Annotated in this window: 9 protein-coding genes; all 9 read right to left on the bottom strand. The window is 43.3% G+C overall.

Annotated elements, in window-relative coordinates:
* Nucleotide 1: 1 nt before the first annotated feature.
* A complete protein-coding gene (locus B2746_RS08520; RefSeq protein ID WP_290792428.1) occupies nt 2-1,045 on the bottom strand; it encodes a PorP/SprF family type IX secretion system membrane protein in 1,044 nt (347 codons plus the stop codon).
* Nucleotides 1,046-1,062: 17 nt separating this feature from the next.
* On the bottom strand, nt 1,063-4,698 hold the full coding sequence (locus B2746_RS08515) for a PKD domain-containing protein (RefSeq protein WP_290792427.1): 3,636 nt from the start codon (nt 4,696-4,698) through the stop codon (nt 1,063-1,065).
* A gap of 74 nt (nt 4,699-4,772) precedes the next feature.
* Nucleotides 4,773-6,866, bottom strand: a complete 2,094-nt coding sequence (gene recG / locus B2746_RS08510) for an ATP-dependent DNA helicase RecG (protein ID WP_290794058.1) — start codon at nt 6,864-6,866, stop codon at nt 4,773-4,775.
* Between the two features lie 53 nt (nt 6,867-6,919).
* The gene (locus tag B2746_RS08505; protein WP_290792426.1) at nt 6,920-8,125 is read right to left on the bottom strand and encodes a glycosyltransferase; all 1,206 of its coding nucleotides are present in this window, start codon (nt 8,123-8,125) and stop codon (nt 6,920-6,922) included.
* A gap of 98 nt (nt 8,126-8,223) precedes the next feature.
* Nucleotides 8,224-9,387 (bottom strand): sugar transferase, encoded by a 1,164-nt coding sequence (locus B2746_RS08500; protein ID WP_290792425.1) that lies wholly within the window; start codon nt 9,385-9,387, stop codon nt 8,224-8,226.
* Between the two features lie 28 nt (nt 9,388-9,415).
* A complete protein-coding gene (locus B2746_RS08495; RefSeq protein ID WP_290792424.1) occupies nt 9,416-9,820 on the bottom strand; it encodes a response regulator in 405 nt (134 codons plus the stop codon).
* Between the two features lie 298 nt (nt 9,821-10,118).
* Nucleotides 10,119-11,306 (bottom strand): glycosyltransferase family 2 protein, encoded by a 1,188-nt coding sequence (locus B2746_RS08490; RefSeq protein ID WP_290792423.1) that lies wholly within the window; start codon nt 11,304-11,306, stop codon nt 10,119-10,121.
* 15 nt (nt 11,307-11,321) lie between these two features.
* Nucleotides 11,322-12,239 (bottom strand): ROK family protein, encoded by a 918-nt coding sequence (locus B2746_RS08485; protein ID WP_290792422.1) that lies wholly within the window; start codon nt 12,237-12,239, stop codon nt 11,322-11,324.
* Nucleotides 12,240-12,265: 26 nt separating this feature from the next.
* Nucleotides 12,266-13,561, bottom strand: a complete 1,296-nt coding sequence (locus tag B2746_RS08480; protein ID WP_290792421.1) for an MFS transporter — start codon at nt 13,559-13,561, stop codon at nt 12,266-12,268.
* Between the last annotated feature and the right edge of the window lie 13 nt (nt 13,562-13,574).

Below are 13,574 nucleotides of genomic sequence, written 5' to 3'. Positions count from 1 at the left end.
TCTAAAAACTTGGACAGAGTGACTGTCTGAGGTTTCCATTTCCTTCACTGTAAAAACCATGTTTCAACAATGAAAATTCTATTGCGCCCCTTGAACTATTGTATTGTGAAAGCGGAGATGTGGTAACATCATAAGTAAAGCTCATCCGGAATTGTTTCCATTGAAACCCGACCAGCGGAATCAGGGATTCACCTACGCGGTAATACATGCCACCAATAAGTTGTGTTTCTCCATCTCCACTGAGGTTATAGTTAGCACTTAAACCACCAACAAGTTCCGATGCGGAAGCTTGTGATGTATAATAGACCATGGGATTTAAGATTACCTGCTGGTTCAATTTGGCGCTGGCATTAATAAAACCAATATAACGGGGAGAAAGTCGATTATCAAAACCCGCTTCAGTAAAAAAGGTTTCTCTGGGGCGGTTAATATGATGAACAGAAAATCCACCATTCAGGTACATGTCTTCAGTTGGGAAATAGGCATAATTCATTCCAACCTGCATATCCATATAACTGATGCTGGTGGAATTAAATACTACACTGGTAGGAACACCTGCATCAAAAAAACCGGTTGCAGAATTAAACTGATCAGGGAATTTGAGGCGTGTAGGATCGATTCTTTTATTTGCCCATCCAATATTAAAACCGGCTGATAATAAACTTGAAAATCCAAGCATCTGGTGGTAGGCAACAGAACCATACGCTTTGGTTGATGTCAGATTACCACTACCTGCCACATCTCTCAGGATTACCCCACCCACACCTAACCAACCGCTTTCAATCCGATCACGGAAAAGTTGTGCATCACCAAAAACACTGATTGTTTTGTATGGCACTTCCATCACATTGATCCACTGGCTTCTGTAATTGGCACCAATTCTGAAATCAGCATCAGGAATAAATCCCGTGTTTGCCGGATTGGTAGTAAGAGGGGAATTAAACCATTGTGAGAACCGTAAATCCTGAGCGCTTAGTTCATTTAATGAACCAAGAGCAAGCATACAGCTTAACCCAAAGCGCCACATAAGCATACCACGTTTCATCTTCTACTCTTTTTGTGTTATCGGATCAGGGTTATATCACCTTTTTTCGTTGCTTTCGTTCCGTCGGTAAATTCAACATCCAAAACATATGCATATACATCCATTGGTTGCAGGACGCCATTAAAACGACCGTCCCAACCTATTTTCATACTATTCGATTCAAAAACTTTTTGTCCAAGCCGATTAAAAATCATCAATCGCAATCTTCCAATTGCAAAGCCACGAACATTCACTACATTATTAGGAGCATTGCCAAGTGGAGTGAAGGCATTCGGAAGATCAACCCGGGGAGAAACAATTGCATCTACAGGAGCACAGGCGGTATCTATACAACCGGATATATTGACTGCGATGAGGCAGGCCTCAAATTGTCCGGTTCGGTTATACTGGTGTTCAACCGGTAATCTGTTTTGAGTATTGAACGTCTCTCCATCTCCAAAGCTCCAGGAAAACGCAATCGCATCCGGCGAAGATGAATTAAGGAAGGTTGTTGGTGTATTTTCAATAGGCGCAACGGGTGTATAGGTAAATGCTGCAGTTGGAGCTCCCTGCACCAAAACATCGCGGAATGTCTGGTCAACAATGTTACAGGTATTGGGATCCGTTACTGTCAGAGTTACCCGAAAAGTACCAGGGTTCGGGAAAGTTTTTTGCGGAGTTTTATCGGTTGATGTGGTACCATCGCCAAAATCCCACAGATAGGTTCGTCCTGCGATGCTGGTATTTTCAATTACCGGAGTATAAGGTGCACAGCCATTAGGCAATTCAAATCTTGCAACTACCAGAGGAGCCAGATTAAACTCTTTCATTATAGAATCACCGACATTACAGTAAATGGTATCCCGTACAAGTAATCGAATTTTGTAAGTACCGGCAGCCTGGTAACTATGTGTTACGGATTCTGGTCCTGCAATAACCCGGGTACCATCGCCAAAGTCCCAAAGAAAGCTGGTATCAGAAAATGGTTTCGAAGCCGGTGGAGTGGATAAATTATCGAATCGATAGGATAACGACTCACAGGGATCCAGTTTGACCGCATCAAAATCAAGCAGTGCTTCATCGGCTCTCACACGCATATTGATGTAGGCGGTATCTCTGATATTACAGCTATTGGAATCAACTGCAATTAACCGAACACGAAAATCTCCAATTCTTGTATAGGTATGCTGGATTTCAAAATTGGTTGTCCGCACATCGGGTGAACCGTCTCCGAAATTCCATTCATAGGATTGTGCATTGCGGATGGTATCTCTTAAGGTAACAGTTAATGGTACACAACCGGAAGTATCAAAAACACCTCCAATTGCAGCTGTTACACCAGCTCCAACTCCGGCGAAATTAAAGGCGATTTTTAATGCGGCAAGGTTACATTCGGCACCATTTCCTGATTCATGTGCGCCGGCATATCCATTTGAACAACACCATGCACCGGGAGTAACTGGGAACCTGGGTCTTTGCCCCCCGAGTGATTCACCATAGCAATTCGCGCACATGGCCTGGTATATAACACCATTCTGGTCGAAGCGGCTGGTTCCACCATCAACATGTTCGGAGAAATTCCCATTTTGACCAAAAAAGGTAGCATATAATAATTCCGTAGCATCTCTTTTTATAACAATAAAATAAAAATCATTGTTATCGGTATTGCGTTTTATTGCATCAGGTGTTACCGGCATTCCATTGGTTCCCTGCATGGGATATTGGGCAAGATTGGTTCCGCCCCAACCTGATACATACACATTTTCGCATCTGTCAACCAGAAATGCAACGGGTGAAATATTGGGAAGTGGGCTGCTTGTTCCATAGGTGGTGGTATAATACCAGGCCGACAAATCAGGACGAAGTTTTCCAATAAATTGTTTTGCACCGTCAGTTCCATAAATCGCATTTACTTTAGCCCAGTCACCATAGGTAACGCCCATTATATAAGGATCACCATCGCGATCAAAATCAAATCCCAGAATAGCATCTGCACTGGAAGTTCCGATATAGGTTGATTTTCTGTGAATGGTTCCATCATTGGAAAAGATCGAAATAAAGCCATCCGTACGAGCCCCCTGAAATGTTTGTCCGATTGTACCGGATTTATCGCCGGGAAAATCATTGCTCATAGTGGAACCACAAACCCATATATCGCTGGTTATTGGATTGATTCCTAAAACGAATGCAGCATCCATATCAGATCCACCCAGGTAGGTGGACATTAAAACCGTTGACATGGAAGGATTGGTTTTTATAAGCACCGCATCCTGTGTACCACGCAATGCTTTATAAGGTGCGTTGGCAGTTGTATAAAAATTATCAGACATGGTACAGGAAGCCAGGTAAATATTTCCAGCCCGGTCAATATTCACTTCACTCCTTGCATCATCGCCATAAAAATTAATAAGTCCTCTTGGAGAGCCGGTATGACTGTCGCCTGTATTAAATCCATCGCTGCCGTCACCTCCAATCCGGATCGCGCCAATTCTTGCAGTGCCGGTTGGATTCAGCTTTACTAAAACAATATCATGTCCACCCTGTGGACCATAGGATTGAAGGGAAGGAAAATCAGTGGAATTGGTTCTGCCGGCAATAACCAGATCACCCTGAGGGTCCACGATCAGACTATGAGGCTGATCGGTGGAAGATCCGCCAATATAAGTAGCATATAAGCGCTGAGAGCCCGTGGGATCAAATTTCATAATCCCCATATTAAACGGACTTTGCGCACCCTGTGCCCTGAATTGCTGTTGAAACGCGCCGGGAGAAACGGGAAATCCACTACCAAACACGATACCGCCACTATATAAGCTGCCATCCGGTCCATAGGTGGCTGTATAACCCCAATTGTCTGAGGTGCTGCCGGTAAATGTTGAAAATATTAGCGTTGGGTCAATAATCAGTGGGGTAGATTTATCGTAGGTGTCAAGTACAAATTGCACCTGATTACCTTTCAGCGAATACCGGGAAGGAATTTCTGTTCTTCCTTTAGCAGAAGACTGAAAGGAATAGGGTGGCATTTCCCTGACTTCTCCCACACTGGTTTTTAAAACCAGTTCGCCTTTACTGATTGAAAGTTTATCAACGCCATCGTACCGCATCAGGATCTGTGATGGATTTCCGCCTGGGTGTACAATGAATTCGTATTTTAAAAGTCCTTCATCTGTATAATATCTAAGATCAATTTTCGGATATATATCCTTGTATGTAACGGTTCCGTATACCCGACAACCAGCTGCAAATTTGGACGGATCATTTCCTATGAAATAAGAAATATTACCAGGAATTATTTTTTCTGGCAGAACGCTGGCATTGGAATTCATTCCAACCAATTCCATTTTATACGCGTGGGAGCGAAACAGGATGGATTCAGCATCACCTTCAACAGGTGCAGCAACCGCTGCTTTTGATGATTTGGATTTATTTCCTTTTCCTCCACTACCTCCACCACTCTGCAGATTTTCATGATCAAGGTGGGCATGTGCCGCTAGTTTTTTTAAATCATCGGGATGGTGTTGAAGAATAGTAAACCCATTTTTCTGGAGGAAGAAAGCGCCGTTTCCCAGCTCTCCCATAAAAGTTACAGATGGATCCCACTGCCCTTTATTCTCAATGAATTCAAGGCCATTGGTATTCTTTTGGGCCAGGCCGGCAAAAGAAAATAGGGTCAAGATGAATATTTGGATTATGCGTATCAAGGTCTATTGAATTTACGTCAAATTATCTTCATTCTGTTACAGTAGATTTACGAAATTTTGCTCCATGCCAGTTTTCCTTTTTGGGACTGAAGGTAGATTTTTAGTGCATTATTTTCCTGCAATGCCAGATCAGGGTCAATATCCAATAATTTTCCTGTCTGGTATTTGGCTGCATCCAGCCATTGTTTATCCCTTACCAGATCAGCTAATTTGAAATTCAGCAGCCCACTTTGCCTGGTTCCTTCAATATCCCCCGGTCCGCGTAATTCAAGATCTTTTTCAGCAATCAGGAAGCCATCATTGGTTGCACACATTATTTTCAACCGTTCACGGGCCTCATTGGTTAATTGGGTGCCTGTTAATAATATGCAAAAACTCTTTTCACTACCTCTTCCCACCCTTCCCCTTAGCTGATGTAATTGGGATAAGCCGAATTTTTCAGCACTTTCTATGATCATAACGCTTGCATTGGGCACATTTACACCCACTTCAATTACAGTTGTAGCCACCATTATCTGAGTATCATTTTGCACGAATCGTTGCATATTGGCTTCTTTGAGGGCAGGCTGCATTTTTCCATGTACCATACTTATCCAATATTTCGGCTCAGGGAAAAAGGCCTTAACATTTTCATAACCTCGCATCAGATTTTCGAGATCCAGTTTTTCGGATTCTTCGATCAGCGGAAAAATACAATAGGCCTGTCTCCCTTTTTGAATTTCTTCTCTGATAAAATCCATGACATTGGCTCGCGCATAATCATAACGGTGAACCGTGGTAATTGGTTGCCTGCCAGGAGGCAATTCATCGATAACACTATAATCAAGATCGCCGTAAGCGGTCATTGCCAGCGTTCTGGGAATTGGTGTTGCGGTCATAACCAGAACATGGGGAGGAATGGTTGCTTTCTTCCATAACCGGGCTCTTTGTGCTACTCCAAACCGATGTTGTTCATCTATAATGGCCAGTCCGAGTTGTTTGAATTGAACAGGATCTTCCAGTACGGCATGGGTACCAATCAGAAGATCCAATTCACCTGCGGCCAATTCGCTGAGAATTTTTCTTCTGGCAGCAGTTTTGACTGACCCCGTAAGAAGTGCAATTTTCACCGGCATATCCTTTAACAGCTGACTGATGCTGTGGTAATGCTGGGTTGCGAGAATTTCAGTAGGAGCCATCAGGCTTGCCTGAAATCCGTTATCAACTGCCAGCAGCATAGACAAAAGGGCAACCATGGTTTTGCCACTTCCAACATCTCCCTGCAACAGCCTGTTCATTTGTCTGCCCTGCCCCATATCCTGGCGGATTTCTTTCAATACTCTCTTTTGCGCTCCGGTTAATTGAAATGGGAGATGTTTATGGTAGAAGGTGTTGAACTGCTCACCAACCTGTTTGAACACTACGCCTTTAGAGTATCGGTGGCGTTCGAGTTTAATCAGCGCCAGCCTTAGTTGGGCAATGAATAATTCTTCAAATTTTAGTCGGGCAAGTGCTTTTTGATAGGCCGTTTCAGATGTTGGAAAGTGAATTTGCTGGTATGCTTCAAAACGGGAAGGAAACTGGTATTCTTTTAAAATTGCAGAAGGTAAATTTTCAGGCAGGTCTCTTTCCTTAAGTGCTTCGAGCAGGCTAAAACTCAGCCTTCCCAATTGCCGGCCTCCAAGTGATTTTGCTTTTAGTTTTTCCGTACTTGGATAAATTGGTTCCAGAAAGGCTTTACCGCCGGCTTTGGCAGGGGTATAGGTTTCCATTTCCGGGTGTGTTATCTGCAGACTCCCATTGAAATAACCCGCTTTTCCATACACCAGGAATGCCTGCCCCACCTGAATATTTTTTTGGATCCAGGATATTCCCTGAAACCATACAAGGTCCATCGAACCTGTTGCATCTTTTAGTTCTGCCACTAATCTTTTTGCCCGGTTCTGACCAATCAGTTGAACAGACTGTATGATACCGGCAACCTGAATATAATCCTGATTGGATTGTATGGAACCTATCGTCATCACCATGGTTTTATCTATATGGCGAATCGGAAAATGGTCCAGCAGGTCTTTAAAGGTGAAAAGTTGCAGTTCTTTTTTCAGCAGATCGCCCCGCAAAGGTCCCACTCCTTTCAGGAATTCAATTGGGCTGGATAATATTTGAGCATCAAACTGGATGTTGTAAAATTTGGAGCAAAATTAGGGCTCCTGACTTACTTCTGGGATTCTTTCAAACCGGTATAGGTTTTTGGTGTAGGTATAAATTCCTTGCGACTGCGTTTCACTTTAAACAATGCCCGTAGCATGGCAATCATAAGTCCGGGCAAACTTAGTAATGCTTTTATGGTTGGAGATGAATAATATCTTGAGGGCATCGCAATGGCCAGAGTGAGCAGAAAAAACAGCAAGAGACTAAGCCACCAACCTGGTACCGGAAAGAAAAATGCCCAGCCTGTGGTATATCGGATAATGACAAGTAAAATAATCGCTGAGAATACTACCAGGTATAAGGAGCGCGGTAATAATAAATTTTGCACCAGTTTATTGTAATAATGGCGGTCTTTTCTGATGCCGATCATATCAGGTTCCCAGAACATACGTAAATGATACCATTGTGCTTCCAGCCAGCGGAGGCGTTGTTTTTCAAATACATCATGGCTGGCAACTTTTTCGTCCAGGACCCAGGCTTCCGGCAGGTAATGCATTTGAATACCCCTTTTCAGAAGTTGCATGTCTATTTCCCGGTCTTCACCCGGGTTTTCCAGGATCGGTTTCCAGTTAAAAATTGCTTTCAGTAAATGAAATTCAACGGCCATTCCGGAACCGGAGGGCGCTGCAGAAAATCCAAGAGATTGCTGACCGAGTCGAAACAGGTGATTGTTTATTTCTTCACTGATGGCATCGAGTAAAGCCACACTGGTTTGTTCATTTTTTGCCGTGCGATGGCATTGAATAGCAAGATGGCCGGCTTTAAACGCATTATTAACAAGAAGAAGGCAATCCGCTTTCATAATATTATCAGCATCCAGCAACATTACAAGTTCATACTGCCCGGTAGGAAGGGTATCGAGTGCAGCATGTATGGACCTCGATTTCATTCTGGTATTTACTTCAAGTACGTTTGCTCCCATCTTCCTTAAATCTTCAACTGTTCCGGACTGCAGGGTATCCGCCACAACCATTACATTGAAATTAGAGGAAGGATAATTATGGTTCAATGCTTCTTCCACGGTATTTCGGATGATATGATCATCCCGAAAACTGGGTATGAGAATCAGAATCCTGGCATACTCTGTTGCTGCTGGTATTGGTTCATCACGGTACATAAGTCCGGCTATTGCAACAACCAGCAAATAGGTTATGCTGCAAAACAGGTAGATGAACAGAAGTAAACCGGCTATGTATAAAAATGTTACCACATTAAACGGAAAAATATAAAAAAAGAACTGAATTTACCAGTGAACCTAAAAAGCCGGCTAATTGCCGGCTTTTGGGGTTCTTTGTTTGATCAGTTATTTTATGAAATATTTGATTTCTGAATAAGTGCGGGCGGAGTATGCGCAATAATCCAAAGATCAAATAGAAAATTCTGTTTTCTGGCGTAGGTTATGTCCAGTTTAATCCGGTCTTCCACCGACATGCAGTGACGGTCTTTTTTCCGGATCTGCCATAAACCAGTTATCCCTGCCGGGGCCATGAACCGCTGCGACCATTCATCAGTCGTCAACATTGCTGCTTCATACAAGGGTAACGGGCGATTACCAACGATGGACATATCGCCAAGCAGTACATTGAAAAACTGAGGCAACTCATCCAAACTGGAATTCCGTAAAAACCGTCCAAATCGGGTTGCACGCGGGTCATTTGTTATTTTAAAAAACACACATCCATGGTCTTCATTGTATTCATTGCGGTGTTTTACTGCATCTTTCTGTGCTTCTGCATCCATACGCATGGTGCGGAATTTATAGAAATTAAAAATGCGGTAACCGCGACCAGCTCTTTTGGAAATATAAAAAACCGGACCACGACTTTCGAGACGAATCGCGATTGCAATCAACAGCATCAACGGACTCAACACAATCAATGCGATAAGAGAAATCGTTATATCAAATGCACGTCGGCCAAATCCGATGGGTGTCACTCTTGCCTGCTCAGCCAGTTTCTCCATCCGGAAACCAGTACGGGTGCAATTTTTCTTTTTAACTTTAGCAAGAAAATCTACACGTTGAATCAGCTTACCATCAGCCTTGCGGGTATCTATAACATCGTCGAACAAACGCATCAGAATGGATGTGTCTTTTGCATCCACCGAATTACCAGCTGTATCCATGATAACCGGAATCGCCATAAACTTTTCCAATGATTTCAGGTAGGCATTCAGGTTAGCTACTTCAGAAAGATCCAAATTTCCATCAACAATAATAACTTGTGGTATGGTTTTTGATTGCAAATCAATGCGCTGTAAGATTGCGATGGCTTTTGCAACAGATTCTGCTGCATAACCACCTTCAAACAGGCTGATTAGGTAATCAATATTTCGGGTATTCTTTCCAATAAAGAAGAATTCCCTTGAATGCAAAACCGCCACTGGTGCCGTTTCGTTCTCCCTGGTAATTGAATACCGGCGGTAGACGGGCGTTTGTGCGGTTATGGGAGTTAATGGTAAAGTTTGTTCCATTCAGGTAAGATTTTTTACGAGGAAATTATCAGACCACTTTTAACAGCTTTTTCGAGCCGGCTACGGGTGATTTGATCAAAGCTTCCAAGGTTTTTGTAAGGTCAACCGGATTGAAGGGTTTGTGAAAGGCGGCTTCCACACTGTAACGGGTACATACAGTTGCAATTTCTTCCTCTTCCAAAGAAGATATTACCACCATAGGTATATTCTTATAAAGCTCACTGGTTTTAAAATATTCCACAATCTCCCAGGTATTGATATCCGGAAGTTCAGGATCCACCACAATTGCTGCCGGTAATTCAGACTGTGTCAGCCAATACATGGCATCTCCAGCTTCTGATGCAGTGATTGCAGAGAATTGGTCATTTAATACAGTGTGCAGTAAAAATCTGATCGATTTACTTGCTGTGATTACGAGTACTTTTCTTTTCATCCTTGAATAATTAAGTTTTGTTAGAAACTCAATTTTTCAATAGGAATTCAATTGGAACGGTTAGGCTTTCAATGGGTACTTGGAACGATCAACATCAGTCAGCCTGATGACATATCAGAAAAATACTACTAATGGGGTGAGTTCTTAGGATTGTGGAACGGTAAGCAAGCGACCTAAGGGGATGTACTTAGGTTTCGTTGGGTAAAAGTAATATATATTTCCATTTTAAGAAATCTATGGACGTTTTTTTTCAAATTCAGCGTAAAACTACCTGTTTACCACCCAGCTTATTTTGCGCCTATTTAACGGGAACCCTTATGCGGGTTGCTTTTTCCCATTTTGCATCCTGTCTGCCGGACAGAAATCGAAACAGTCCAAGAAGAATTGCCCAGTGCATAAAAACAAAATAATACGGTATAAATACGATCGGCCATTTCGTATTAGTACGTGCCCCTAGCCAGCCCAGAACTGCCAGGCCATAAAAAACCAGCTGTCCCAATGCTGCCAGCTGATAGATACCACCACTATCGCACACAACCAGATAGATGGTTGACAACCCTAAAAGCACCAGGGCAGGCGCTGCCAATACCCATCGGAAAACACGATGAGATAAAAACTGAAAAAATAGTATCGGATTTGCTGACCAGGACCAGCTTTTCCCCAATCTTCCCAATGCCTGAAATCCCCCTGCAGCTATACGGATTTTTCTTTTCTGTTCTTCCTCCAGGTTAAAAGATCCGGTTTCCATTGCTATGGCATCCGGTTCATACCCGATCCGGTATCCCTGTTCGCAAATCCGCATGGACAAAACAAAATCATCCAGTATAGTATCTGGATCCAATGCTTGAAAAAGGACGGTACGAAAAGCAAGCAGTTCGCCGGCTGCTCCAACTATGCTATAGAGCCGGGCATCATTTTTTTTAAGAAAGGATTCATATTTCCAGTACAAGCCCTCCCCTTCTGCTGAAAGTTCTACCCCATCTGCCATCCCAACCTGTTTCTCTCCGGATACAGCTCCAATGGAAGAATCTGAAAAATGTGCTACAAGATATTGAACTGCTTTTTCATTCAGCAGGGCATTTGCATCAGTGAGCAGCACTATGGAAGAGTTTACCAATTCCATCGCCCTGTTTATTGCCGCAGCTTTTCCCAAACGATCTGTTGCGTGCAGGAGCTCCACCTGGGGAAATGCCTTTACAATCTGATCAGTACCATCCGTTGACCCATCGGTTATTACGAGCACCCTAAACTGGCTGCGGGGATAATTCAACTCCAGTGTGTTTCGGATTTTGGCGCCAATGAAACTGGCCTCATTGTAGGCCGGAATCAATACCGTTACCGATGGCCAATCGGCTTCTGCCATGGATGGTACACCATTTTTACTCTTTGCTTTCACAATTAGATAAACGATTATGCCATATCCCATATAAGTATAAATCAGGATTAGCAGGCTGATCCAAAATATTATTTGGCAGAATATTTCCATCAGTAGGAAAACTAATCAATTCTGGTCAGCTACCAGTGCGGCAGCTCCAAAAACACCTGCACTATCACCCAGCAAAGGCGAAAGAATCGGCGTATCAAGCCGGTTATTGAAGATATATTGCTCCAGACTGCTTCTTCCACTGCTATAAATACTGGCTATATTTCCAACTCCTCCTCCAACAATTATGGCATCCGGATCAAGCAAGTTGGTAATAATAGAAACCGCTTTTCCAAAAAATTGATGCAAGCGATCCATTGTTGCTACCGCAGCGGCATCTCCTGCTTCACTTAAGCCAACTATTTCTTTGAGTGTTTTTTTCAAACCGCTTTGAGTAGTATAAAAGCGTTGAAGGGAAGGCCCGCTTAAAATAGTTTCCACACATCCCGCACGTCCACAATAACAGGGTCCGCCGGAATCATCCAGAAAAATATGTCCCCATTCTCCTGCAATTCCATGTCTCCCATTCCAAACCTGCCCATGGTGAACGATTCCACCACCCACACCGGTTCCCATAATGATTCCAAAAACAAGCCGTGCGTCCGGAACATTCTGTTTGATGGCACCCCAATGTGTTTCCGCCAGTGCGAAACAGTTGGCATCATTTGCAAGTACAACCGATATACCTAACTCCTTTTCCAGATCCGCCTGCAGTGGATTTCCATTGAGTGCCGTACTATTGCAGTTTTTCATGGTATGTAATACCGGATCCAATACGCCCGGCGTACCAATACCTATTCTTTCCGGTGTTAAGCCGGATTCTTTACTCATTTGACGTACCAACACACCAATTTGCGAAACAATGTGTTGATAGCCTTTTTCAGCCTCTGTCGGAACCCTTGTTCGAAGAATTGGCGTTGGATCTTCTAAAGATGGCAGGATGACCCCTTCAATTTTTGTGCCCCCCAAATCAATTCCCCATATGGCAGTTTGCATGCTCGTTTATTTGAGAACTAAAATAATCAAACTTTGATCTCTTTCATCCTCGGAACCAATACATGCATAATACACCAGGCTACCAGATAAGCCACGGCACAAACAATAAACAGAATAAAATAACCTACTTCTATCTTGCCTAACGCTTTGTAATGATCAAACAGGAGTCCGGCCATTTTTGCAATCAGAATCCCTCCGATTGCACCCGCCATACCACCTAACCCGGTTACGGAAGCAACGGAAGATTTAGGGAACATATCAGAAACTGTGGTAAAAATATTGGCACTCCAGGCCTGGTGGGCTGCTGCTGCCAGCCCGATAATAAGGACGGCATACCACATATTAATACTTCCCAGCCACTGGGCAGACATAACGGGCAGGGCGCATAATGCATAGATAAACATAGCAGTTTTGCGGCTTCTGAAAACAGGCCATCCCGATTTAATAAACCGCAGTGGTAACCAGCCTCCCAATACACTTCCAACGGTCGACATCAGATAAACCAGTGCAACCGGAAGAGCCATCGCTGTATTTTCTGTCTGGTACTCCGCCTTTAAAAAGGAAGGAAGCCAGAATAAATAGAACCACCAGATCGGATCAGTAAGAAATTTACCCATCACAAATGCCCAGGTTTGGCGAAAACCCAGTAAACTGAACCAGCTCAGTGTAGGTTCTTTTGGCGTATCCACTGCTGTTTCGATGGTATCACTATTGATAAAGGCTAATTCTTCTTTATTCACTTTGGGATGAGTGGCCGGATTACCATAACCTTTAAACCAAAAGAATAGCCAGATCAGTCCGGTTGCTGCAGTAAGTATGAATGCCCATTGCCACCCCCATTCTACAGCGATATATGGTACAGTCAGCGGTGCAAGGATTGCTCCCACATTGGCTCCTGAATTAAATATACCCGTAGCAAGTGCGCGTTCCTTTTTGGGGAACCATTCTGCCACTGTTTTGATGGCAGCCGGAAAGTTACCTGCTTCTGTAATTCCCAATGCGGCCCGGGCCATGATAAAACCAAGCGTTGAACTTACCAATGCATGTCCGACTGCAGCAATACTCCATCCGACAATGGCAAGCGCATATCCCATCCTGGTTCCAATTTTATCTACTAAAGGCCCCATCAATAAAAGACCAACTGCATAAGACAACTGAAAAGCAATTACAATATTGGCATAATCCGATTCTGTCCAGTTAAACTCTTTTTCAAGCGGACCTTTCAATAAACTGATAACCGCCCGATCCAGATAGTTAATCGTAGTAGCAAAAAAAATCAGTCCGCAGATCGTCCACCGATAGTTCGATTTTGAATTTGTCATATGGTCAAGTGCT

The organism is Flavihumibacter sp. UBA7668, assembly GCF_002483205.1.
Lineage (GTDB): Bacteria > Bacteroidota > Bacteroidia > Chitinophagales > Chitinophagaceae > Flavihumibacter.
This window is presented reverse-complemented; position numbering and strand designations above follow the sequence as displayed.

Coding starts and splice junctions, on each gene's coding strand:
- B2746_RS08520 (WP_290792428.1), bottom strand. CDS start 1,045: ATGAAACGTGGTATGCTTATGTGGCGCTTTGGGTTAAGCTGTATGCTT.
- B2746_RS08500 (WP_290792425.1), bottom strand. CDS start 9,387: ATGGAACAAACTTTACCATTAACTCCCATAACCGCACAAACGCCCGTC.
- B2746_RS08495 (WP_290792424.1), bottom strand. CDS start 9,820: ATGAAAAGAAAAGTACTCGTAATCACAGCAAGTAAATCGATCAGATTT.
- B2746_RS08490 (WP_290792423.1), bottom strand. CDS start 11,306: ATGGAAATATTCTGCCAAATAATATTTTGGATCAGCCTGCTAATCCTG.
- B2746_RS08485 (WP_290792422.1), bottom strand. CDS start 12,239: ATGCAAACTGCCATATGGGGAATTGATTTGGGGGGCACAAAAATTGAA.
- B2746_RS08480 (WP_290792421.1), bottom strand. CDS start 13,561: ATGACAAATTCAAAATCGAACTATCGGTGGACGATCTGCGGACTGATT.